Annotated in this window: 23 protein-coding genes; all 23 read left to right on the top strand. The window is 71.6% G+C overall.

Annotated elements, in window-relative coordinates:
• Window positions 1–21 precede the first annotated feature (21 nt).
• The 23 genes from pyrR (at window position 22) to trpA (ending at window position 22,246) form a co-directional block, all read left to right on the top strand.
• On the top strand, window positions 22–552 hold the full coding sequence (gene pyrR / locus AC3B5L_RS08775) for a bifunctional pyr operon transcriptional regulator/uracil phosphoribosyltransferase PyrR (RefSeq protein WP_259954496.1): 531 nt from the start codon (window positions 22–24) through the stop codon (window positions 550–552).
• Window positions 549–1,514 (top strand): aspartate carbamoyltransferase catalytic subunit, encoded by a 966-nt coding sequence (locus AC3B5L_RS08770; protein ID WP_060922161.1) that lies wholly within the window; start codon window positions 549–551, stop codon window positions 1,512–1,514. Before pyrR ends, AC3B5L_RS08770 begins: the two co-directional genes overlap by 4 nt.
• The gene (locus AC3B5L_RS08765; protein ID WP_259954494.1) at window positions 1,511–2,815 is read left to right on the top strand and encodes a dihydroorotase; all 1,305 of its coding nucleotides are present in this window, start codon (window positions 1,511–1,513) and stop codon (window positions 2,813–2,815) included. Before AC3B5L_RS08770 ends, AC3B5L_RS08765 begins: the two co-directional genes overlap by 4 nt.
• Complete coding sequence (locus AC3B5L_RS08760) at window positions 2,812–3,324, top strand: PH-like domain-containing protein (protein ID WP_187661502.1); 513 nt, start codon at window positions 2,812–2,814, stop codon at window positions 3,322–3,324. The genes AC3B5L_RS08765 and AC3B5L_RS08760 overlap by 4 nt, the downstream gene beginning before the upstream one ends.
• Window positions 3,321–4,523: a glutamine-hydrolyzing carbamoyl-phosphate synthase small subunit gene (carA, locus tag AC3B5L_RS08755; RefSeq protein WP_187661501.1), complete on the top strand. Its 1,203-nt coding sequence runs from the start codon at window positions 3,321–3,323 to the stop codon at window positions 4,521–4,523. Before AC3B5L_RS08760 ends, carA begins: the two co-directional genes overlap by 4 nt.
• Window positions 4,523–7,810 carry a carbamoyl-phosphate synthase large subunit gene (carB, locus tag AC3B5L_RS08750; protein WP_259954491.1) on the top strand — a complete coding sequence of 1,096 codons (3,288 nt, stop codon included), beginning with the start codon at window positions 4,523–4,525 and terminating at the stop codon, window positions 7,808–7,810. Before carA ends, carB begins: the two co-directional genes overlap by 1 nt.
• Window positions 7,807–8,652 (top strand): orotidine-5'-phosphate decarboxylase, encoded by an 846-nt coding sequence (gene pyrF, locus AC3B5L_RS08745; protein WP_259954490.1) that lies wholly within the window; start codon window positions 7,807–7,809, stop codon window positions 8,650–8,652. Before carB ends, pyrF begins: the two co-directional genes overlap by 4 nt.
• Window positions 8,645–9,556, top strand: a complete 912-nt coding sequence (gene gmk / locus AC3B5L_RS08740) for a guanylate kinase (protein ID WP_259954489.1) — start codon at window positions 8,645–8,647, stop codon at window positions 9,554–9,556. The genes pyrF and gmk overlap by 8 nt, the downstream gene beginning before the upstream one ends.
• A 109-nt stretch (window positions 9,557–9,665) precedes the next feature.
• Window positions 9,666–9,920, top strand: a complete 255-nt coding sequence (gene rpoZ, locus AC3B5L_RS08735) for a DNA-directed RNA polymerase subunit omega (RefSeq protein WP_025103490.1) — start codon at window positions 9,666–9,668, stop codon at window positions 9,918–9,920.
• Window positions 9,921–10,008: 88 nt separating this feature from the next.
• On the top strand, window positions 10,009–11,202 hold the full coding sequence (metK, locus tag AC3B5L_RS08730; RefSeq protein WP_071328627.1) for a methionine adenosyltransferase: 1,194 nt from the start codon (window positions 10,009–10,011) through the stop codon (window positions 11,200–11,202).
• Between the two features lie 16 nt (window positions 11,203–11,218).
• Complete coding sequence (locus tag AC3B5L_RS08725) at window positions 11,219–13,177, top strand: primosomal protein N' family DNA-binding protein (RefSeq protein ID WP_259954531.1); 1,959 nt, start codon at window positions 11,219–11,221, stop codon at window positions 13,175–13,177.
• Between the two features lie 18 nt (window positions 13,178–13,195).
• Complete coding sequence (gene fmt, locus AC3B5L_RS08720) at window positions 13,196–14,116, top strand: methionyl-tRNA formyltransferase (protein ID WP_490095643.1); 921 nt, start codon at window positions 13,196–13,198, stop codon at window positions 14,114–14,116.
• Between the two features lie 92 nt (window positions 14,117–14,208).
• Window positions 14,209–15,576: an RsmB/NOP family class I SAM-dependent RNA methyltransferase gene (locus AC3B5L_RS08715; RefSeq protein WP_490096401.1), complete on the top strand. Its 1,368-nt coding sequence runs from the start codon at window positions 14,209–14,211 to the stop codon at window positions 15,574–15,576.
• Window positions 15,577–15,580: 4 nt separating this feature from the next.
• A complete protein-coding gene (gene rpe / locus AC3B5L_RS08710; RefSeq protein ID WP_259954830.1) occupies window positions 15,581–16,261 on the top strand; it encodes a ribulose-phosphate 3-epimerase in 681 nt (226 codons plus the stop codon).
• Complete coding sequence (locus AC3B5L_RS08705) at window positions 16,258–16,521, top strand: phosphoribosyl-ATP diphosphatase (protein WP_025103484.1); 264 nt, start codon at window positions 16,258–16,260, stop codon at window positions 16,519–16,521. Before rpe ends, AC3B5L_RS08705 begins: the two co-directional genes overlap by 4 nt.
• A 38-nt stretch (window positions 16,522–16,559) precedes the next feature.
• Window positions 16,560–17,399: an ATP phosphoribosyltransferase gene (hisG, locus tag AC3B5L_RS08700; RefSeq protein WP_187661494.1), complete on the top strand. Its 840-nt coding sequence runs from the start codon at window positions 16,560–16,562 to the stop codon at window positions 17,397–17,399.
• A complete protein-coding gene (hisF, locus tag AC3B5L_RS08695; protein ID WP_259954835.1) occupies window positions 17,399–18,160 on the top strand; it encodes an imidazole glycerol phosphate synthase subunit HisF in 762 nt (253 codons plus the stop codon). The genes hisG and hisF overlap by 1 nt, the downstream gene beginning before the upstream one ends.
• Complete coding sequence (gene hisI / locus AC3B5L_RS08690) at window positions 18,157–18,540, top strand: phosphoribosyl-AMP cyclohydrolase (RefSeq protein ID WP_259954836.1); 384 nt, start codon at window positions 18,157–18,159, stop codon at window positions 18,538–18,540. The genes hisF and hisI overlap by 4 nt, the downstream gene beginning before the upstream one ends.
• Complete coding sequence (locus tag AC3B5L_RS08685; protein ID WP_490095642.1) at window positions 18,537–19,127, top strand: Trp biosynthesis-associated membrane protein; 591 nt, start codon at window positions 18,537–18,539, stop codon at window positions 19,125–19,127. Before hisI ends, AC3B5L_RS08685 begins: the two co-directional genes overlap by 4 nt.
• 47 nt (window positions 19,128–19,174) lie before the next feature.
• A complete protein-coding gene (locus AC3B5L_RS08680) occupies window positions 19,175–19,405 on the top strand; it encodes an HGxxPAAW family protein (RefSeq protein ID WP_071328620.1) in 231 nt (76 codons plus the stop codon).
• On the top strand, window positions 19,405–20,181 hold the full coding sequence (gene trpC / locus AC3B5L_RS08675) for an indole-3-glycerol phosphate synthase TrpC (protein WP_259954841.1): 777 nt from the start codon (window positions 19,405–19,407) through the stop codon (window positions 20,179–20,181). Before AC3B5L_RS08680 ends, trpC begins: the two co-directional genes overlap by 1 nt.
• Entirely contained in the window at window positions 20,178–21,446 is a 1,269-nt protein-coding gene (gene trpB / locus AC3B5L_RS08670; RefSeq protein ID WP_259954843.1) for a tryptophan synthase subunit beta, read from the top strand. Before trpC ends, trpB begins: the two co-directional genes overlap by 4 nt.
• Entirely contained in the window at window positions 21,443–22,246 is an 804-nt protein-coding gene (gene trpA / locus AC3B5L_RS08665) for a tryptophan synthase subunit alpha (protein ID WP_083370860.1), read from the top strand. The genes trpB and trpA overlap by 4 nt, the downstream gene beginning before the upstream one ends.

Here is a 22,246-nt window from a genome sequence, read left to right as displayed (position 1 = left end):
AGGCGGAGAAGGGAGCGGCTGATGAGTGTGCGCACTGTGCTGCACCAAGCCGACATCTCACGAGCGCTGACCCGGATCGCGCACGAGATCCTCGAGTCCAATCGCGGGGCCGACGGCCTCGTCCTGCTGGGCATCCCGACCCGCGGTGTCACGCTGGGTCACCGGCTCGCCGCCCTGATCAGCGAGATCGCCCAGGTCTCCGTCCCGGTCGGCTCCCTCGACGTGACGCTCTTCCGCGACGACCTCGCCAAGCACCCGACGCGGTCGCCGCAGCCGACGGAGATCCCCCCGGGCGGCATCGACGGGAAGACGGTCGTCCTCGTCGACGACGTCCTGTTCTCCGGCCGGAGCATCCGCGCCGCGCTCGACGCCCTGCAGTCGATCGGCCGTCCCGCCGTCGTGCGGCTCGCGATCCTCATCGACCGCGGACACCGGGAGCTTCCCATCCGCCCGGACTTCGTGGGCAAGAACATCCCCTCCGCGCGCACCGAGCGCGTCAACGTGCGCCTGTTCGAGAACGACGGCGCCGAGGAGGTGACGATCGGCGAATGAGGCACCTCCTCGACACCCGCACGCTCGACAGAGCCACCGCCCTGCGCATCCTCGACGTCGCCGAGGACATGGCTGACACGCAGTCCCGCGAAGTCAAGAAGCTCCCCACGCTCCGTGGCAAGACGGTCGTGAACCTCTTCTTCGAGGACTCCACGCGCACCCGCATCTCCTTCGAGGCCGCGGCGAAGCGCCTGTCCGCCGACGTCATCAACTTCGCCGCGAAGGGCTCCAGCGTCTCCAAGGGCGAGAGCCTGAAGGACACCGCGCAGACGCTCGAGGCCATCGGCGCCGACGCGGTCGTCGTGCGGCACCCCGGCTCCGGCGCCCCGCAGACCCTGGCCACGAGCGGCTGGATCTCCGCCGGGGTCGTGAACGCCGGCGACGGTACGCACGAGCATCCCACCCAGGCACTCCTCGACGCCTTCACCATCCGCAAGCGCCGGTTCGGAGTGGACAGCCGCGGACGCGATCTGTCCGGTCTCCGAGTGACGATCGTCGGCGACGTGCTGCACTCGCGGGTGGCGCGCTCCAACGTCTGGCTGCTCACGACGCTCGGCGCCGAGGTCACGCTCGTCTCGCCGCCGACCCTGGTTCCGCAGAACGTGTCCTTGTGGCCGGTCCGCGTGGTCTACGACCTGGACGAAGCCCTCGCGGAGGGGCCCGACGCCGTGATGATGCTGCGCATCCAGCTCGAGCGGATGAACGCGGCGTATTTCCCGACTGAGCGGGAGTATTCGCGCCGGTGGGGCCTGGACGCACGGCGCGTGGCGGCTCTGCCGGGCGGTAGCATTGTCCTGCACCCCGGACCCATGAACCGGGGACTGGAGATCTCCTCCGAAGCTGCCGATTCCCCCCGTTCGACGGTGCTGGAACAGGTGTCGAACGGGGTCTCCGTGCGCATGGCGGTGCTGTACCTGCTGCTGGCAGGGGAACGAGACGACGAACGAGGGGGAGACCTGTGAGCGAGACCCTCGTCATCACCGGTGCACAGCTGCTCGGCGCGACGAGCGCCGACATCATCATCGAGGACGGCGTGATCGCCGAGGTCGGGACGGGGCTCACCCGCACCGGCGCGCGCGTGATCGACGCCGCGGGCCTGGTCGCGCTGCCGGGTCTCGTCGATCTGCACACCCATCTGCGCGAACCCGGGTTCGAAGCCTCCGAGACGATCCTCACCGGCACCAGAGCGGCCGCCGCCGGCGGGTTCACCGCCGTGTTCGCGATGCCGAACACCTCCCCGGTCGCCGACACGGCGGGCGTGGTCGAGCAGGAGCTCGCCCTCGGCGAGGCGGCCGGTTACGCGACCGTGCAGCCGATCGGCGCCGTCACCGTGGGCCAGAAGGGCGAGCGCCTCGCGGAACTCGGCGCCATGGCCACCTCGCGTGCCCAGGTGCGGGTCTTCAGCGACGACGGCTTCTGCGTCTGGGACCCGCTGATCATGCGCCGGGCTCTGGAGTACGTGAAGTCCTTCGACGGCGTCATCGCCCAGCATGCGCAGGACCCGCGGCTCACCGAGGGCGCCCAGATGAACGAGGGCACCGTCTCGGCCGAGCTCGGGCTGGCCGGGTGGCCGGCGGTCGCCGAGGAATCGATCATCGCCCGTGACGTGCTCCTCGCCGAGCACGTCGGCTCGCGGCTGCACGTGTGTCATCTCTCGACGGCCGGCTCGGTCGACATCATCCGCTGGGCCAAGAAGCGAGGCGTCGACGTCACGGCGGAGGTCACGCCGCACCACCTGCTGCTCACCGACGAACTCGTCCGCGGCTACGACGCGCGGTTCAAGGTCAACCCGCCGCTGCGCCGCGAGGAGGACGTCCTCGCGGTTCGGGAGGGTCTCGCCGACGGCACGATCGACATCGTCGCGACCGACCACGCACCGCACCCCAGCGAGCACAAGGCGTGCGAGTGGCAGGCCGCCGCGAACGGCATGGTCGGTCTGGAGAGCGCCCTGCGCGTCGTGCACCAGTCGATGGTGCAGACCGGTCTGCTCGGCTGGGCCGACGTCGCCCGCGTCATGAGCTCGACGCCCGCCCGCATCGGCCGGCTCTCCGGCCACGGCACGCCGCTCGCAGCCGGGCAGCCCGCGCACATCACGCTGTACGACCCCGCGGTCGACGGTGTGTTCACCGCCGCGGACCTGCACGGGCGCAGCGTGAACTCGCCCTACCTGGGCCGCGCACTGCCCGGGCGCGTGGAGTACACGGTGCACGGCGGCGTCCTCACGGTCGACGGCGGCACCGTCGTCGAGGAGCTCGGCGCATGAGCGCACGGGACCTCGCGGTCGCGATCATCATCGCCGTCGCGCTGCTCATCCTGCTGTCGATGCTGTTCGCCTGGCGACGACGAGTGCGGCGCGATGCCGCGTACACGGCCCCGCTCGGGGTGCCGGAGCACGCGGAGGTGACGCGCCGCGACGAGGTGCTCTACGTGTCCACCACTCGGCACGAGCAGCCCCTCGAACGGCTCGCGATCACCCCGCTGGCGTTCCGTGCACGCGGCGAGCTGGCCGTGACCGACCGCGGCATCGCGCTGGCCCTGGACGGTGCCCCCACCGTCTTCCTCGCCGCCGACCGCCTGGTCTCCGTCGACCGCGCGACCGTCACCATCGATCGCGTCGTGGAGCCCGGCGGGCTCGTGCGCATCGCGTGGCACGTCGACGACGCGACCGTCGTCGACAGCTATGTGCGCCTCACCGGCGGCGACCTCCCGACCCTCATCTCCGACCTGCAGCGGCTCATCCCCGCCGCCCCTGACACAGGAGCCACGTCATGACCCTCTCGACTTCCTCCCCGCAGGCCTCCGCGGCCCGCCTCCCCGATCCCGCCGTCCTCGTGCTCGAGGACGGCACCCGACACCGCGGACGCGCCTACGGCGCGCGCGGACGCACCCTCGGCGAGGTCGTGTTCGCCACCGGCATGTCGGGATACCAGGAGACCATCACCGACCCGTCCTACGCCGGACAGATCGTCCTGCAGACGGCCCCGCACATCGGCAACACCGGCATGAACGACGAGGACACCGAATCCCGCCGCATCTGGGTCGCCGGCTACATCGTGCGCGACCCCTCGCGCGTCGTCTCGAACTGGCGTGCGACCGCGTCCCTCGACGAGGTCCTCGTCGAGGACGGCATCGTCGGCATCAGTGGCATCGACACGCGTGCGGTCACCCGTCACATCCGCTCCGCCGGCTCCATGCGCGGCGGCATCTTCTCGGGTGCGGACGCGGAGCTCGACCCGGAGGAGCAGCTGCGCATCGTCCGCGAGGCTCCGGAGATGACCGGCCTCAACCTCTCTGCCCAGGTGTCCGTCGAGAACGCGACCGTGACCCCGGCGGTGGGGGAGCGCATCGGCAACCTCGCCGTGCTCGACCTGGGTGTGAAGCAGGCCACGATCGACAACCTCGCCGCCCGCGGCTTCGACGTGCACGTCCTCCCGCAGGACGTGAGCATCGACGAGATCCGGGCGATCGAGCCTGTCGCCGTCTTCTACTCGAACGGCCCCGGGGACCCCGCGGCGTCGGGCGACCACGTCGAACTGCTGCGCGCGGTCCTCGACGACGGGCTGCCCTTCTTCGGTATCTGCTTCGGCAACCAGCTCCTCGGCCGCGCCCTGGGTCTCGGCACGTACAAGCTGCCGTTCGGCCACCGCGGCATCAACCAGCCGGTGCTGGACAAGCAGACGGGCAAGGTGGAGATCACCGCGCACAACCACGGCTTCGCCGTCGAGGCGCCCCTGGAGGGCTCGTTCGACAGCCCGCACGGCTACGGCAAGGTCGAGGTCAGCCACGTCGGCCTCAACGACAACGTCGTGGAGGGCCTGCGCGCCCTCGACATCCCCGCCTTCTCGGTGCAGTACCACCCCGAGGCCGCGGCGGGACCGCACGACGCCAACTACCTCTTCGACCGCTTCCGCGACATGGTCATCGCGACCCTTCGACCCGCTCAGGGACCCACCCAGGGAGATGCAAAGTAATGCCCAAGCGCGACGACATCCACTCCGTCCTCGTCATCGGCTCCGGCCCGATCGTCATCGGCCAGGCCTGCGAGTTCGACTACTCCGGCACCCAGGCGTGCCGCGTCCTCCGCGAGGAGGGCGTCCGGGTCATCCTCGTCAACTCGAACCCGGCGACGATCATGACCGACCCCGACTTCGCCGACGCGACGTACATCGAGCCGATCACCCCCGCGGTGATCGAGACGATCATCGCGAAGGAGAAGCCCGACGCGATCCTGCCGACGCTCGGCGGTCAGACGGCGCTGAACGCCGCGATGGCGCTGCACGAGCAGGGCATCCTCGAGAAGTACGACGTCGAGCTCATCGGCGCGAAGGTGGACGCCATCAAGAAGGGCGAGGACCGTCAGGTCTTCAAGGAGCTCGTCCTCGAAGCGGGCGCGGACGTCGCCAAGAGCGTCATCGCGCACACCATGGACGACCTCCTCGCCGGTGCCGAGCAGCTCGGCTACCCGCTCGTGGTGCGCCCCTCCTTCACGATGGGCGGGCTGGGCTCCGGCTTCGCCTACGACGAGGAGGACCTGCGCCGTATCGGCGGTGCCGGCCTGCGCGACTCGCCGACGACCGAGGTGCTCCTGGAGGAGTCGATCCTCGGCTGGAAGGAGTACGAGCTCGAGCTCATGCGCGACACCGCCGACAACACGGTCGTCGTCTGCTCCATCGAGAACGTCGACCCGGTCGGCGTGCACACGGGCGACTCGATCACCGTGGCCCCGGCGCTGACCCTCACCGACCGCGAGTACCAGAAGCTCCGCGACATCGGCATCGACATCATCCGTGCGGTGGGCGTGGACACGGGTGGCTGCAACATCCAGTTCGCGGTCAACCCGGAGAACGGGCGCATCATCGTCATCGAGATGAACCCGCGCGTGTCCCGGTCGAGCGCCCTGGCGTCGAAGGCCACCGGCTTCCCGATCGCCAAGCTCGCGGCCAAGCTCGCCCTCGGGTACCGCCTCGACGAGATCCCGAACGACATCACCGGCGTGACCCCGGCGAGCTTCGAGCCGACGCTCGACTACGTCGTCGTCAAGGTCCCGCGGTTCGCGTTCGAGAAGTTCCCGGCCGCCGACGCCACGCTCACCACGACCATGAAGTCGGTCGGCGAGGCGATGGCGATCGGCCGCAACTACGCCACCGCACTGCAGAAGGCGCTGCGGTCGCTCGAGAAGCGGGGCTCCAGCTTCCACTGGGGCGAGGAGTCGCGCAGCGTCGAGGAACTGCTCGAGATCGCGAAGACGCCGACCGACGGCCGGATCGTCACCCTGCAGCAGGCGCTGCGCAAGGGCGCGACCATCGAGCAGGCGTTCGAGGCCACGGCCATCGACCCCTGGTTCCTCGACCAGATCGTCCTCATCAACGAGGTCGCCGAGGTCGTGCGCACCGCCGGCGAGCTGGACGACGCGACGCTGCGCTACGCCAAGGAGCACGGCTTCTCCGACGCGCAGATCGCCCAGCTCCGCGGCGAGAGCGAGGCCGAGATCCGCGGCGTGCGCCACGGCCTGGGAATCCGCCCCGTCTACAAGACGGTCGACACCTGCGCGGGGGAGTTCCCCGCGCTGACGCCGTACCACTACTCGAGCTACGACGCCGAGACCGAGGTCGCGCCGTCCGAGCGCACCAAGGTCGTCATCATCGGCTCCGGCCCGAACCGCATCGGTCAGGGCGTCGAGTTCGACTACTCCTGCGTGCACGCCTCGTTCGCGCTGTCGGACGCGGGCTTCGAGACCGTGATGATCAACTGCAACCCGGAGACCGTGTCGACCGACTACGACACGTCCGACCGGCTGTACTTCGAGCCGCTGACGCTCGAAGACGTCCTGGAGGTCCTGGACGCGGAGGCGGCGAGCGGCACCATCCTCGGCGTCGTCTGCCAGCTCGGCGGCCAGACCCCGCTCGGGCTCGCGAAGGGCATCGAGGCGGCCGGCTACACGGTCCTGGGGACGAGCCCGGAGGCCATCGACCTGGCCGAGGAGCGCGAGCTGTTCTCGCGACTGCTCGACGAGGCCGGGCTGCTGGCGCCGCGCAACGGCACGGCGATCGACGTGGAGGGCGCGGTGCGCATCGCCGAGGAGATCGGCTACCCCGTGCTCGTGCGCCCGAGCTTCGTGCTCGGCGGTCGCGGCATGGAGATCGTCTACGGCACCGATGCGCTGCGCGACTACTTCGTGCGGACGGCCGGCGAGGTCGTGATCGAGGAGGGCAAGCCGCTCCTGGTCGACCGGTTCCTCGACGACGCGATCGAGCTCGATGTGGACGCCCTGTACGACGGCACCGACCTCTTCATCGGCGGCGTCATGGAACACCTGGAGGAAGCCGGCATCCACTCCGGCGACTCGAGCTGCACGCTGCCGCCGGTCTCGCTCGGTCGCAGCGACGTGGACCGCGTCCGCGAGGCCACCCTCGCCATCGCGCAGGGCGTCGGCGTGCGCGGCCTGCTGAACGTGCAGTTCGCGATCAGCGCCGGCGTGCTCTACGTCATCGAGGCCAACCCCCGCGCCAGCCGCACGGTGCCGTTCGTCTCCAAGGCGCTGGGCATCCCGATGGCGAAGGCCGCGAGCCGCATCATGGCCGGCTCGACGATCGCCGAGCTCCGCGCCGAGGGGATGCTGCCCGAGCAGGACGGCTCGCGCGTCCCGCTGGACGCCCCGGTCTCGGTCAAGGAGGCCGTGCTGCCCTTCAAGCGGTTCCGCACCGCCGACGGCAAGACCGTCGACTCGGTCCTCGGCCCGGAGATGCGCTCGACCGGCGAGGTCATGGGCATCGACCGGGACTTCCCGACCGCGTTCGCGAAGTCCCAGGCCGCGGCCTACGGCGGCATGCCGACGTCGGGAACCGTGTTCATCTCGGTCGCCGACTCCGACAAGCGTGCGGTGATCCTCCCGGCGCACCGCCTCCAGCAGCTCGGCTTCACGATCGTGGCGACCGAGGGCACGGCGGAGATCCTGTCGCGCAACGGCATCGCCGTCACGGTGGTCGAGAAGTACAGCGAGACGCAGGAGTCCGGAGCCCGGAACATCGTCGACCTCATCAACGACGGGGAGATCGACATCGTCGTGAACACCCCGTCGGGTGGTGCCGCTCGCGCGGACGGCTACGAGATCCGCGCCGCCGCGGTGGCTGCGGACAAGGCGCTCTTCACGACCATCGCCGTGCTCGGTGCGGCGGTGAGCGGGATGGACGCGGCGCACGAGGGCTTCCAGGTCAAGAGCCTGCAGGAGTACGCGCAGGACCGGATGGCCGCGGTATGACGGAACGCTTCGGCGAGCGGGCCCGCGCCGCCCTGGAGGCGCACGGTCCGCTCTGTGTCGGCATCGACCCCCACGCCGCTCTGCTGGCGGCGTGGGGGCTGACCGCCGATGCTGCCGGAGTCCGGGAGTTCGGGCTCCGTACCGTCGAGGCGGCCGCCGGTCGCGCCGGTCTCGTGAAGCCGCAGGTGTCGTTCTTCGAGCGGTACGGCGCGGCCGGGTTCGCCGCCCTCGAGGAGGTGCTGGCGGCCGCGCGCGCGGCCGGACTGCTGGTGATCGCCGACGCCAAGCGCGGCGACATCGGGTCGACGATGGCGGATTACGCTCAGGCCTGGCTCCCCGCGGGCGCGCCGCTGGAGGCGGATGCCCTGACGGTGAACCCGTACCTCGGCGTCGGTGCGCTGGAGGGTGCGTTCGCCCTCGCGGAGGAGCACGGCAAGGGGCTCTTCGTCCTCGCCGCGACCAGCAACCCCGAGGCGACCGTGCTGCAGCGCGCGACGACCGCGGACGGCGAGACCGTGTCCGCGGCCGTGATCGCCGAGGTATCGCGCCGGAACGCCACCGGGACGCCCGAGGGGGAGTGGGGGAGCTTCGGCTTCGTCATCGGTGCCACAGTGGACGCGGTGGAAGCGGGGCTGACTCCGTTCGCGCCCGTCGCCCCGATCCTCGCCCCCGGCTTCGGCGCACAGGGCGCCACTCCCGCGGATCTCGTCCGCCGCTTCGGCCCCCAGGCCGCCTCGGTGATCGCGAGCGAGAGCCGCAGCCTCCTCTCCGCGGGCCCGGCGGCCCTCGCCGAGACGATCGCCGACCGTGCCGCCCAGTATCGAGAGGTCAGCCGTGGCTGAGGAACGCCGGACCGTCCCCGAGGTCGACAGGGCCGCCGCCGCACGTCGAGCGGTCGAGCGGCGACGCGCCAGGGCCTCGCTCAAGCGCGACCTCACCATGCGCGTCGTCACCCCGCAGGCCGTGCTGCATCGCGCGACGGAGGACCCCGACTCGGTCGAGGGGTCCATGCGCATCACCGACTTCCTCCTGGCCCTCCCCGCGATCGGTGCGGGCAAGCGCGACCGGGTGCTGGAGCAGCTCCACATCTCGCCGGTCAAGCGCCTCGGCGGACTCGGCGCGCGTCAACGCCGAGTGCTGGAGGAGTGGCTCGACGAGCGCTTCCCCGTTCCGACCCCCCGTGGGGCGCGCAGCCGGCTCCTCGTCCTCGCCGGCCCGACGGCGGTGGGTAAGGGGACCGTCGCCGCGCACATCCGCGAGAACAACCCGGAGATCCACCTGTCCGTCTCGGCCACCACCCGGCCGCCGCGCCCGGGCGAGATCGACGGTGTGCACTACTACTTCGTGGACGACGCCGAGTTCGACCGCCTGGTCGCCGACGGCGAGCTGCTGGAGTATGCGGTGGTCCACAACCGCTCGCGCTACGGCACCCCGCGCGCCCCGATCGACGCCGCACTGGCGGAGGGGAAGACCGTCCTGCTGGAGATCGACCTGCAGGGCGCGCGCCAGGTGCGCGATGCGGAGCCGTCCGCGACGCTGATCTTCCTCCTGCCGCCGAGCTGGGACGAGCTGGTCCACAGGCTGGTCGGCCGCGGCACCGAGGACGCCGAGGAACGCGCCCGGCGGCTGCGCACCGCGAAGGTCGAGTTGGCGGCGCAGAACGAGTTCGACCACCTCATCGTGAACGAGGACGTCGCCACCGCCGCCCGCGAGGTCGTAGACTTGTCTACAAGCTCTGCGCGCTGACCTGATTCCAGGGTCGAGCACCACGCCGGTCCCTGAGCTCGTCGAAGGGTCGCGCGCCCGCAGCATCGTCTTCGCGGCGAATCCCGTCGCCTGATCAGGAGGTCCACCCATGGCCGGACGCAACAACGGCATCATCGATCCCCCCATCGACAACCTGCTGGAGCGCGTCGACTCCAAGTACGAGCTCGTCATCTACGCCGCCAAGCGCGCCCGTCAGATCAACGACTACTACTCCGACCTGCACGAGGGCAACCTCTTCGACAACGTGGGCCCGCTCGTCGACTCCTCGGTCGAGGACAAGCCGCTCACCATCGCCCTGCACGAGATCAACGAGGACAAGCTCCGCCTGCGTCACGCGGAGTGACTCGACGACCGCGCCGCCGCGACGTCGGTGGCGCGGTCCAGAATGGGTGCCACACCCTCCCACCGTCCGTCCCCGTTCTGGAGCATCGATGAGCGCGCTGCGTCTGTTCACGTCCGAGTCCGTCACCGAAGGGCATCCGGACAAGATCTGCGACCAGATCTCGGACAGCATCCTCGATGGACTGCTCGCGAAGGACCCGGGCTCCCGGGTCGCGGTCGAGACGCTCGTCACGACCGGCCTCGTCCACGTGGCGGGGGAGATCCGCACGGACGCCTACGTCGACATCCCGACGATCGTCCGCCAGGTCGTAAACGGCATCGGCTACACGTCCTCCGACACCGGCTTCGACGGTGACTCGTGCGGCGTCAGCGTCTCGGTGGGGGAGCAGTCCACCGACATCGCCCACGGTGTCGACAACGCCCAGGAGCACCGCGACGGCTCGTCCGTGGATCCGCTCGACGGTCTCGGCGCTGGCGACCAGGGCATCATGTTCGGGTTCGCCACCAACGAGACCCCGCAGCTCATGCCGATGGCCGCATGGACCGCGCACCGCATCGCCGAACGGCTGACGGAGGTGCGCCGCAGCGGGCTGCTGCCCTTCCTGCGCCCCGACGGCAAGACGCAGGTCACCCTCGGCTATGACGGCTTCACCCCGAAGACCGTCGACGCCGTCGTGCTGTCCACGCAGCACAACCCGGACATCGCCCAGGACGACCTGAAGGCGCAGATCCGCGAGCACGTCATCGATCCGGTCCTCGCCACGACCGGCCTCGACCTCGACGACGTCACCTACTACATCAACCCCGCGGGGCCCTTCGTCACGGGCGGCCCGAAGGGGGATGCCGGGCTCACCGGACGCAAGATCATCATCGACACCTACGGGGGAGCCGCACGGCACGGCGGCGGCGCCTTCAGCGGCAAGGACCCGTCGAAGGTCGACCGGTCGGGCGCGTACGCGACCCGCTGGGTCGCCAAGAACGCGGTCGCCGCTGGTCTGGCCGACCGCCTCGAGGTGCAGGTCGCCTACGCGATCGGTGTCGCGCGCCCCGTCGGTCTGTACGTGGAGACCTTCGGCACGGGGCGCGTGTCCGACGAGGTCATCACGCGGGCCATCGACGAGGTGTTCGATCTGCGGCCGCAGGCCATCATCGAGCAGCTCGACCTGCTGCGGCCGATCTACGCCCAGACGGCGGCCTACGGGCACTTCGGTCGGGAGCTGCCGGACTTCACCTGGGAGCGGACGGACCGGGCCGAGGAGCTGCGGCGCGCTGCCGGGCTCTGACGAGGCCGCGGTGCTGATCTCTCCGGAGAGCCGGCGCATCGCCCGGGTGCTCCTGGAATCCCCGCTGCCGCAGCTCGACCGCCTGTTCGACTACGCCCTTCCTCCCGAGCTCGGTGACGTCGAGCCCGGGGTCCGGGTGCGTGTCCCCCTGCGGACCGCCGGCCGCGTGGTCGACGGGTTCGTGGTGGAACTGGACGTGGAGGGCGACGCCGATCGGCCGCTCTCCGAGGTCGAGAGCATCGTGTCGAGCGTCCCCGTGCTGCCGGATCGTCTGTACCGACTGGCTCGGCGGGTCGCCGATCGCGCGGCGGGGTCGGCGTCCGACGTGCTGCGGCTGGTCATCCCGAAGCGGCAGGTGCGCGTCGAGAAGGCCTGGACCGCCGATTCTCCGACGCCGCTCCTCGGACCCGAGGCGCGCGACGCGGCCGCGTCCGTGGTCGGACTGTACGACGGAGTGCAGGCGGTGCTCGACGAGAGCGGTCGTGCGGCGGTCGAGGCCATCCCGCAGCTCACCGATGACGCACCGGGCTGGGCACGGATGCTCGCCGCCGCCGCTGCGACGACGCTCGCGGCCGGGAAGTCGAGCATCCTCGTCGTCCCGGACCACCGCGACCTCGATCGGCTCCTGGCGGCCCTCGACGGGTTCGTCCCCCCGGAGGCGATCGCGCGGCACGACTCCCGACAGACCAACCCGGACCGCTACCGCTCCTTCCTCCGCACGCTCGAGGACGCGCCCTGCATCGTCGTCGGGAACAGGTCCGCGGTGTACGCCCCCGTCGTCGCCGGTCTCGTGGCGGTGTGGGACGACGGCGACAGCCTGCTGGGCGAGCCGCTCGCTCCCTACGTCCACGCCCGGGATGCGGCGCTGCTGCGGCAGGAGGCGGAGGGATCGGCACTGCTCTTCGCCGGTCATACGCGGACGACCGAGGTGGAGCGGCTCGTGGCGCGCGGCTGGCTGCAGGACATCCGCGCGGCCCGGCGCGTGCTGCCGCGTGTGGTGCTCAGCACGCCCCAGGAGATGGAGCAGCCGACGCCGCAGCGCATGCCGTCGTCGGCCTTCCTCGCCGCCCGGAACGCGGCCGCGGAGGGACCCGTGCTCATCCAGGTCTCGCGGCCCGGCTTCGCGCCGTCCCTCGTCTGCGCCGACTGCCGAGCCCCCGCCCGATGCCCGCACTGCGGCGGCCCCCTCGGCGCCCGCCATCGCGGCGCGGTCCCGGTATGCGGGTGGTGCGGGCGCGGTGCCAGGGCATGGACGTGCCCGGCGTGTTCCTCGACCCGTCTCCGGCTCGCCTCGTCGGGAAGCGAACGGACCGCCGATGAGCTGGGCCGCGCGTTCCCCGGCGTCCGCGTCATCGTCGCGGACGGCAGCCACCCCGTCGAGCGCGTCGACGCGCGTCCGGCGCTGGTGGTGGCCACCCGCGGCGCCGAGCCGCTCGCGGAGGGCGGCTACCGTGCCGTCGTCCTGCTCGACGGGCCGCGCATGCTGCAGGCGCCGGATCTGCGCATCGGCGAAGCCTGCCTGCGGTGGTGGTCGAACGCGGCCGCTCTGGCCGCTCCCGGCGCTCCCGTCCACCTCGTCGGTGTGGACGGCGCCGTCGCCAAGGCCCTGGCGACCTGGAACCACGCTGCCTACGCGCGCACCGAGCTGGAGCAGCGAGCGCCGCTGCACATGCCGCCGACCGCCCGCGTCGCGCTCGTGGAGGGATCCGCCGCCGCGGTCGCCCGTGCTCTGGAGGCGCTCTCCGAGCTCTCGCTGCCCGGGGACGCGGTCCTCGGTCCCGTCCCCGTCGAATCGGACGACGTCCCCCCGCGGGTCCGGGCTCTCGTACGCTTCGACTACGGCGCGGGAAGCCGCGTCGCGACCACCCTCCGTGCGGCCGTCGTGGCCGAGGCGGTGAGCGGTCGCCGCGGTCGGACCAAGGCCGCCCGCAGCACGCTCTCGGTCCGCCTCGATATCCTCGATCCAGAACTCTGACCCTTCCGGAGAACCTTCATGCGCCTCGTCTTCGCCGGCACTCCCGCCGCCGCGGTCCCCACTCTGCGTCGCCTCGCCGCCGAGCACGACATCGCCGCCGTCGTGACGCGCCCCGACGCTCCCCTCGGGCGCAAGCGTGTGCTCACTCCCTCGCCCGTCGCCCAGGCCGCGGCCGAACTCGGCCTGCCCGTCATCCACGCCGCGCGCCTCGACGAGGCGGTGACGGAGGAGATCGCTGCCCTGCGCCCCGAGCTCGGCGTGATCGTCGCGTACGGCGGGCTCGTCCGCGAGCCTCTGCTGTCCACGCCGGAGGCCGGGTGGATCAACCTGCACTTCTCGCTCCTGCCGGCCTGGCGCGGCGCCGCGCCGGTGCAGCGCGCCCTGATCGCCGGAGATCCGGTCCTCGGCGCGAGCGTCTTCCAGCTCGTCCCGGAGCTCGATGCCGGCGACGTGTTCGCGACGCGCGCCGTCGAACTGCCGGGCACATCGACGGCGGGGGAGGCACTGGAGGCCCTGGCCCTCGACGGCGCGGCTCTCACCGCGGACGTGGTCGCGGCGATCGCGGACGGGACTGCCCACGCGGTGCCGCAGGAGGGCGAGCCGACGTTCGCCGCCAAGCTGACGCTCGAGGACGGTCTCCTCGACTTCCGCGAGCCGTTCGACGTCGTGTACGCCCGGTTCCGCGGGGTCACTCCGGAGCCGGGGGCGCACACGACGATCGACGGCCAGCGGCTCAAGATCCTCGAGGCCCGGCCCGCCGATGCCGGGGCGGAGGACCTGCCACCGGGCGCCATGGTCGGAACGCGAGCGCAGGTCCTGATCGGGACGGCCACCTCACCGCTCGCCGTCACCCGGCTGCAACCCGCGGGTAAGGGACCCATGAACGCCGCCGACTGGTGGCGGGGCCTGCAGGGCACGACCCCGGTGGCCGGCTCGTGAACGACCGGCGACGCCCCGGCAGCGGCCCGCAGCGCGAGGACCGGACGCGGAACGGCCGCGGCCCCGACCGGACGGTCCAGCCGGCACGCCGCGTGGCGTACGACGTGATCAGGGCGGTGTCGGACTCCGACGCCTACGCGAACCTGCTGCTGCCGACCGCGATCGCCGAGGCCGGGCTGGACCCGCAGGACGCGGCCTTGGCGACGGAACTGACCTACGGCACACTCCGTCGCCGCGGCACGTACGACGCGATCATCGCCGCGGCCGCGGATCGCCCGGCCGACGCGATCGACCCCGCGGTGCTCGACGCGCTCCGGCTCGCCGTGCACCAGCTCCTCGCGACGCGGGTGGCCCCGCACGCGGCCGTGAACGAGTCGGTGAACCTCGTCGCGCTCGACGCCGGTCGCGGGGCGTCCAGCTTCGCGAACGCGGTGCTCCGGCGGATCGCCCGGGAGTCGCCCCAGGAGTGGCTCGCGCGCATCGAGGCGGCGGCACGGTCGGACGACGAACGGCTGGCGCTCCGTGCTGCGCACCCGGTGTGGATCATCCGGGCGCTGAGTCGCGCCCTCGCCGCCGAAGGGCGTGTCGAGGAACTGGACGCCCTGCTGGAGGCCGACAACGTCTCGCCCGAGGTGACGCTCGTCGCCCTCCCCGGGCTCGCGGAGCCGCAGGAGCCTCGTCGGCCCTACGCCGCCACGGCATTCGCGTCTCCGGGGGGCGATCCGCGTCTCGCGCTGACCGCCTCCGAGGGCGCGGTCCGCGTGCAGGACGAAGGGTCGCAGCTCGTCGCGCTCGCGCTGACCGCGGCGACCCCGGTCCGTCAGGGGGAACGGTGGCTCGACCTGTGCGCGGGCCCCGGCGGGAAGACCGCTCTGCTCGCCGCCGTCGCCCGGGAGAACGACGCGGTACTGGAGGCCAACGAGGTCGTGCCCACCAGGGCCCGACTCGTGCGCAACGCCCTGCGAGCCGTCCCGGGCGACGTCACCGTCCACGAGCGCGACGGCCGGGAGCTGGCCGCCGAGCGACCCGGCGCGTTCGACCGGATCCTGGTCGACGCCCCCTGCACCGGCCTCGGCGCCCTCCGTCGGCGCCCGGAGGCCCGGTGGCGCAAGTCCCCGGCGGACGTCGCCGAGCTCGTGCCGCTGCAGGTCGGTCTGCTGACGGCGGCCGTGGAGGCTCTGGCTCCCGGAGGCATCGTCGCGTACGTCACCTGCTCGCCCCACCTCGCGGAGACGACGGCGGTGGTCGAGGAGGTGCGGCGCCTGCGTCCTGAGCTCGTCGAACTCGACGCCCGCGCCGTGCTGCGCGGCGTGGCCCAGTCGCCGATCGACCTCGCCGACGACGGCCGCTCGCAGACCGGCAGCGCACAGCTCTGGCCGCATCGCCACGGCACCGACGCGATGTTCCTCGCACTCCTGCAGCGCCCCGGCGATGCGACAGAAGCCCCGAAGGAAGGTTGAGACCATGGACCTGCCCCGCGCCCCGCGCATCAACCCCAGCATCCTCGCCGCGGACTTCGTCAACATGCAGGCGGAACTCGCGCGCATCGCGACGGCCGACTTCGCGCACGTCGATGTCATGGACAACCACTTCGTCCCGAACCTCACGTTCGGTCCGCAGATGGTCCAGCGCATCCAGGAGACCAGCCCGGTCCCGCTGGACGTGCATCTCATGATCACGGATCCGGATCGCTGGGCCCCCGGCTACGCCGAACTCGGTGCCGCGAGCGTGACCTTCCACCTGGAGGCGGCGGGGGAGCCGGTGGCGCTCGCGCGTCGGCTGCGTGACATCGGCGCCCGTGCGGGGGTGGCGGTCAAGCCCGCGACGCCCGTCGAGGGACTCTTCGAGCTGCTGGACGAGTTCGACCAGATCCTCGTGATGACCGTGGAGCCCGGCTTCGGAGGCCAGGGATTCATGCCGGAGACCATTCCGAAGCTGCAGGCGCTGTCCGCGGAGGCCCGGCGGCGCGGTTCGTCCGTCTGGCTCCAGGTCGACGGCGGGATCTCCGACGCGACGATCGCCCAGGCTGCCGAAGCGGGGGCGGACACCTTCGTCGCCGGCTCCGCGGTCTACGGTGCGGACGACGTGGAGGCGGCTGTCACCCGGCTCAGGGACCTCGCGCGAGCCGGTAGCCTGGAGGGGTGAAGACTTTCGACGAGCTGTTCGCCGAGCTCAGCGTCAAGGCCGAGACCCGCCCCGAGGGATCGGGCACCGTCGCGGAGCTCGACGGCGGCGTGCATGCGATCGGCAAGAAGATCGTCGAAGAGGCCGCCGAGGTCTGGATGGCGGCGGAGTACGAGTCGGACGCCGCCGCAGCCGAGGAGATCTCGCAGCTCCTCTACCACCTGCAGGTGATGATGCTCGCGAAGGGCCTCACGCTGCAGGACGTCTATCGACATCTGTGATGCGCTCCGGTCCCACTCCTTCGAACTGAAAGCCGTTCATGCTGCGCATCGCCGTTCCCAACAAGGGCTCGCTCTCCGAGACCGCCGCCGAGATGCTCGCGGAGGCGGGCTACGCCGGCCGCCGCGACCCCAAGACCCTGCATGTCATCGACGCCGAGAACGACGTCGAGTTCTTCTTCCTCCGCCCCCGTGACATCGCCACGTACGTGGCCTCCGGTGCCCTCGATGTCGGCATCACCGGTCGCGACCTCCTCCTGGATGTGCAGCAGCCGGCGCGCGAGATCGAGCAGCTCGGATTCGGGGCGTCCACGTTCCGCTTCGCCGGTCCTCCCGGACGCTTCACCTCGGTCCAGGACCTCGACGGCGTCCGCGTCGCCTCCGCCTACCCGGGTCTGGTGGGCTCCTTCCTCCGCGACCAGGGTGTGAACGCCGAGCTCGTGCAGCTCGACGGCGCGGTCGAGTCCGCGGTGCGCCTCGGCGTCGCCGATGCGGTCGCCGACGTCGTGTCCACCGGCACCACCCTGCGGCAGGCGGGGCTGGAGATCTTCGGCCCCGTGATCCTGGAGTCCGAGGCCGTGCTGATCAGCCGTCCCGGCGAGGCCGACGGCGTGGACACGCTGCTACGCCGGCTCCGCGGCGTTATGGTCGCGCGCCGTTACGTGCTCCTCGACTACGACCTCCCCACCGAGCTGGTCGATCAGGCCGTGGCCATCGCACCCGGTCGGGAGTCCGCGACCATCTCGCCGCTCCGCGACCCGTCCTGGGTGGCCGTCCGCGTGATGATCCCGCGGCGCCGCGTCAATCAGGTGATGGACGATCTCTACGCCCTCGGTGCCCGGGCCATCCTCGTCACGGCGATCCACGCGGCGAGGCTCTGATGACCCTCGCGAGTCGCGTCATCCCGTGCCTGGACGTCGCCGACGGCCGCGTCGTCAAGGGCGTCAACTTCGAGAACCTCCGCGACATGGGTGATCCGGTGGAGCTCGCCCGTCACTACGCGGCCCAGGGCGCCGACGAGATCACGTTCCTCGACGTCACCGCGACGGTGGATGCGCGGGCGACGACCTACGACGTCGTGCAGCGCACCGCAGAGCAGGTCTTCGTTCCGCTGACGGTGGGCGGCGGCGTGCGCAGCGTCGACGACGTCGCGCGGCTCCTCTCGGTCGGTGCGGACAAGGTCGGCGTGAACTCCGCGGCGATCGCCCGTCCCGAGCTCATCGGCGAGATCGCGGATCGCTTCGGCGCCCAGGTGCTCGTGCTCTCGCTCGACGTCAAGCGCGCCGACACGACGCGATCCGGCTTCGTCGTCACCACGCACGGCGGCCGTACGCAGACCACGCTGGACGCGCTCGACTGGGCGCGCGAGGCGTCCGAGCGCGGCGCGGGGGAGCTGCTCGTGAACTCGATCGACGCAGACGGGACCCGCGACGGCTTCGATCTCGAGCTCGTCCGCCTCATGCGTGAAGTCGCGCCGATCCCGGTGATCGCCTCCGGCGGTGCGGGGCGGGCGACCGACTTCGCGCCGGCCATCAAGGCGGGGGCGGACGCTGTGCTCGCGGCCAGCGTGTTCCACACCGGAGCCCTGACCGTCGGTGACGTGAAGGATGCGCTGCGCGCGGAAGGAGTGCTCGTCCGATGACCGACACGCCGAAGCAGGACGAGGTCTCCATCGACGACCGCATCGCCCAGGTCGCGTTCAACGCGGACGGGCTCGCCCCGATCATCGTGCAGCAGTGGGATTCGCGCGAGGTGCTCATGCTCGCCTGGGTGGACGCCGAGGCCCTGCGCCGCACGCTCACCTCGGGCCGCGCGACCTACTGGTCCCGCTCCCGCCAGGAGTACTGGCGCAAGGGTGACACCTCCGGGCATATCCAGGTCGTGCGGGAGGCCCGCCTCGACTGCGACGGTGACGCGCTCCTGCTCCTCGTCGACCAGACCGGCCCCGCGTGCCACACCGGAACGCGGACGTGCTTCGACTCCACCGACCTGGACGCCGTCGACGGGGCGGCGGCCTCGTGAGCATCGCGCAGCGCGGCCGGTCCCTCTCCGTGACGGGCTTCCTGCTGGCCGGCGCCATCGGGATCATCTCCTCCACGCAGACCTGGTTCACCGTGCAGCGGGCGGACGCGGGGGAGGACATCCTCGTCCCCGGCGCCTCCGCTCTCGTGCTGCTCGCGCCGCTGAGCCTCGCCGTGCTCGCGCTGGGTGCGGCTCTCGCGATCGCCGGCCGGGCCGTGCGTCTCGTCTTCGGGGTGCTCGCCGCCGCGGCCGCCGTGTTCCTGGGCTGGTCCACGCTGCAGGTCCTCCTCGGCGACGCGTACGGCGCGGTGGCCGCGACCGTCACCGAGACGACGGGACTCGCCGGAAGCGGAGCGGTCCACGAGGTCGCGGCGAGCATCATCCCGTCCGTCTGGCCGTACCTCGCCCTCGGCGGCTGGGCGATCCTGCTCGCCGCCGCCGTCCTCGTGCTGACCACCTGGCGGCGCTGGAAGGTCGGCGGCCGTCGCTACCGCACCGACGCGCCGACCGATGCGCCGCACGACGGCCCCGTCGACGCGGTCGATTCCTGGGACGAGCTGTCCCGGGGGTCCGACCCGACGCGCTGACCCCGATAGACTGAACCCAGATCCCCACGTCGTCCCCGGAGGAGAACATGACCAACCCGATCGCTGACCCCGGCCACGGACACTCGCCTGCGGCCTGGACCGCCGTCGTGATCATGCTCGTCGGCTTCGCCGCCGCGACCGTCGCGTTCTGCTTCGAGCAGCCGACCCTGGTGTGGATCTCCGCCGCGCTGATCCCGATCGGGGCGATCGTCGGCTGGGTGCTCGCGAAGGCGGGCTACGGCGTGAAGGGTCCCAAGTACGCTCCGAAGGCGCACTAGTGGTCCTCGCCGACCTGACGGCCGGCGCTGTCGCAGACGCCGAGCGTCGTTCTGAGTCCCGCCCGCTCGCGGTCGTCGAGCGTGACGCTCTTTCGCGCCCCGCGGCGAAGGACGCACTGTCGTTCCTCGCTCCCGCCGACCGGGTGAAGATCATCGCCGAGGTGAAGCGGGCGAGCCCGTCCCGCGGCCCCCTCGCCGAGATCCCGGATCCCGCGCACCAGGCCGCGCTCTACGAGACCGGCGGTGCCTCCGCGATCAGCGTCCTCACCGAGGAACGTCGTTTCGGAGGCAGCCTCGCCGATCTGGAGGCGGTCACCGCCCGGGTCTCGCTTCCCGTGCTGCGCAAGGACTTCATCGCCACCCGTTACCAGGTGCTGGAGGCCCGCGCCGCCGGCGCCGATCTCGTCCTGCTCATCGTCGCCGGCCTGGAGCCGGACATCCTGCGCGACCTGTACGGGTTCATCCTCGAGCTCGGCATGACTCCGCTCGTCGAGTCCCACTCGGCGGAGGAGCTGGAGGCCGCGATCGACCTCGGCGCCGACCTGATCGGCGTGAACGCCCGCAACCTGAAGACCCTCGAACTCGATCGCGATCTGTTCGGTCGGCTCGTGGACCGCATCCCGGATTCGGCGATCAAGATCGCGGAGTCTGCGGTGCTCACGCCCGCCGACGTCGCGCACTACCGTTCGGCCGGCGCCGACGTCGTGCTGATCGGCGAGGCCCTGGTGACCGGAGACCCGGTGGCCACTCTCAAGAGCTTCCTGGAGGCGAAGTGAGTCTGCGCGACCAGCACGGTCCGTTCTTCGGCGATTTCGGCGGGCGGTACATGCCGGAATCCCTGGTCGCCGCGATCGACGAGCTGACGGTCGCCTACGAGGAGGCCATCGCCGACCCGGAGTTCCGAGCCGAGCTGGCCCATCTGCTGTCCTCCTACGCCGGGCGCCCCTCCGCGCTCACCGAGGTGCCGCGGTTCGCCGAGCACGCGGGCGGCGCGCGGGTCTTCCTCAAGCGCGAGGACCTCAACCACACGGGTTCGCACAAGATCAACAACGTGCTGGGCCAGGCCCTGCTCACCAAGCGCCTCGGCAAGACACGGGTCATCGCCGAGACCGGGGCCGGGCAGCACGGCGTCGCGACGGCGACGGCCGCCGCCCTGTTCGGGCTCGACTGCACCATCTACATGGGCGAGGTCGACACCGAGCGTCAGGCGCTCAACGTCGCCCGGATGCGCCTGCTGGGCGCCGAGGTCGTCGCGGTGACCTCGGGGTCGCGCACGTTGAAGGACGCGATCAACGACGCCTACCGCGACTGGGTCGCCTCGGTCGAGACGACCAACTACATCTTCGGCACGGCTGCGGGACCGCATCCGTTCCCGGCGATGGTGCGCGACTTCCAGAAGATCATCGGCGAAGAGGCCCGTGCCCAGATCCTCGACGAGGTCGGCCGGCTCCCTGATGCCGTCGTCGCCTGCGTCGGCGGCGGGTCCAACGCGATCGGCATGTTCGACGCGTTCCTGGACGACGAGGGCGTGCGGCTGTACGGCGTGGAGGCTGCCGGCGACGGTGTCGACACCGACAAGCACGCGGCGTCGATCGAGCGCGGCCGCCCCGGCGTGCTGCACGGCGCGAAGACGTACGTGCTGCAGGACGAGGACGGCCAGACCGTCGAATCGCACTCCATCTCCGCCGGTCTCGACTACCCCGGCGTGGGTCCAGAGCACTCCTGGCTGGCCGACATCGGTCGGGCCGAGTACATCCCGGCGACGGACGACGAGGCGATGCAGGCTCTGCGGCTGCTGAGCCGGACCGAGGGGATCATCCCCGCGATCGAGTCGGCGCATGCCCTCGCCGGTGCGCTGCGGATCGGCCGCGAGCTCGGCCCCGACGGCCTGATCGCGATCTGCCTCTCGGGCCGTGGCGACAAGGACATGGACACCGCCGCCCGGTACTTCGAGCTCTACGACGAGGAAGCCCTCGCGCACGACGTGTCCGAGGAGAGCGCCGCCGAGGACGCGGCCTCGAAGGGAGAGCCGCAGCTGTGAGCCGCGTCGAACAGGCCATCCAGCGCGCGCACGACGCCGGCCGCAGCGCCTTCGTCGGCTACCTGCCCGTCGGTTTCCCCGACCTGGAGACGAGCATCCAGGCGGCGATCGCCCTCGCCGAGAACGGCGTGGACATCATCGAGCTCGGGCCTCCCTACAGCGATCCCGTCATGGACGGCGCGATCATCCAGGAGGCGACGACCAAGGCCCTCGCCGCGGGCTTCCGGATGAAGGACCTCTTCACCGCCATCCGCGCGATCACCGCCGCGACCGACGTCCCGGTCCTCGTGATGACCTACTGGAACCCGGTGCTGCAGTACGGGGTGGACCGCTATGCCGAGGACCTGCTCGCCGCGGGCGGCGCCGGCCTCATCACTCCGGACATCACCCCGGAAGCGGCCGGCGAGTGGATCGCGGCCAGCGAGCGCCTCGGTCTCGACCGGGTCTTCCTCGCGGCTCCGACCTCGTCGGACGAGCGGCTCGATCTCGTCGTGCGGTCCTCGACGGGCTTCGTCTACACCGTCTCCACCATGGGCATCACGGGGGAGCGGGCCGAGCTCGACCGCGCAGCCCGTACCCTCGTGTCGCGACTGCGCGACCACGGCGCCCGCCGCGCCTGCGTGGGCATCGGCATCTCGACCCCGGAGCAGATCGCCGGCGTCTCCGAGTACGCCGACGGCGCCATCGTCGGCACCGCCCTTGTCCGCGCCCTCCGCGACGGCGGTGTCCCCGCCCTCGCCGAAGTCACCCGAACCCTGGCCGCCGGCACCGCGTCGGCGCGCTTCGTCTCAGAGAAGTAG

The organism is Microbacterium sp. C-MGS6, from assembly GCF_058140415.1.
This window is presented reverse-complemented; position numbering and strand designations above follow the sequence as displayed.

Excerpts from the sequence above, each read along its gene's own strand:
- pyrR (WP_259954496.1), top strand. The coding sequence starts at position 22 with ATGAGTGTGCGCACTGTGCTGCACCAAGCCGACATCTCACGAGCGCTG.
- AC3B5L_RS08770 (WP_060922161.1), top strand. The coding sequence starts at position 549 with ATGAGGCACCTCCTCGACACCCGCACGCTCGACAGAGCCACCGCCCTG.
- AC3B5L_RS08760 (WP_187661502.1), top strand. The coding sequence starts at position 2,812 with ATGAGCGCACGGGACCTCGCGGTCGCGATCATCATCGCCGTCGCGCTG.
- carA (WP_187661501.1), top strand. The coding sequence starts at position 3,321 with ATGACCCTCTCGACTTCCTCCCCGCAGGCCTCCGCGGCCCGCCTCCCC.
- carB (WP_259954491.1), top strand. The coding sequence starts at position 4,523 with ATGCCCAAGCGCGACGACATCCACTCCGTCCTCGTCATCGGCTCCGGC.
- pyrF (WP_259954490.1), top strand. The coding sequence starts at position 7,807 with ATGACGGAACGCTTCGGCGAGCGGGCCCGCGCCGCCCTGGAGGCGCAC.
- rpoZ (WP_025103490.1), top strand. The coding sequence starts at position 9,666 with ATGGCCGGACGCAACAACGGCATCATCGATCCCCCCATCGACAACCTG.
- metK (WP_071328627.1), top strand. The coding sequence starts at position 10,009 with ATGAGCGCGCTGCGTCTGTTCACGTCCGAGTCCGTCACCGAAGGGCAT.
- fmt (WP_490095643.1), top strand. The coding sequence starts at position 13,196 with ATGCGCCTCGTCTTCGCCGGCACTCCCGCCGCCGCGGTCCCCACTCTG.
- rpe (WP_259954830.1), top strand. The coding sequence starts at position 15,581 with ATGGACCTGCCCCGCGCCCCGCGCATCAACCCCAGCATCCTCGCCGCG.
- hisG (WP_187661494.1), top strand. The coding sequence starts at position 16,560 with ATGCTGCGCATCGCCGTTCCCAACAAGGGCTCGCTCTCCGAGACCGCC.
- hisF (WP_259954835.1), top strand. The coding sequence starts at position 17,399 with ATGACCCTCGCGAGTCGCGTCATCCCGTGCCTGGACGTCGCCGACGGC.
- hisI (WP_259954836.1), top strand. The coding sequence starts at position 18,157 with ATGACCGACACGCCGAAGCAGGACGAGGTCTCCATCGACGACCGCATC.
- AC3B5L_RS08680 (WP_071328620.1), top strand. The coding sequence starts at position 19,175 with ATGACCAACCCGATCGCTGACCCCGGCCACGGACACTCGCCTGCGGCC.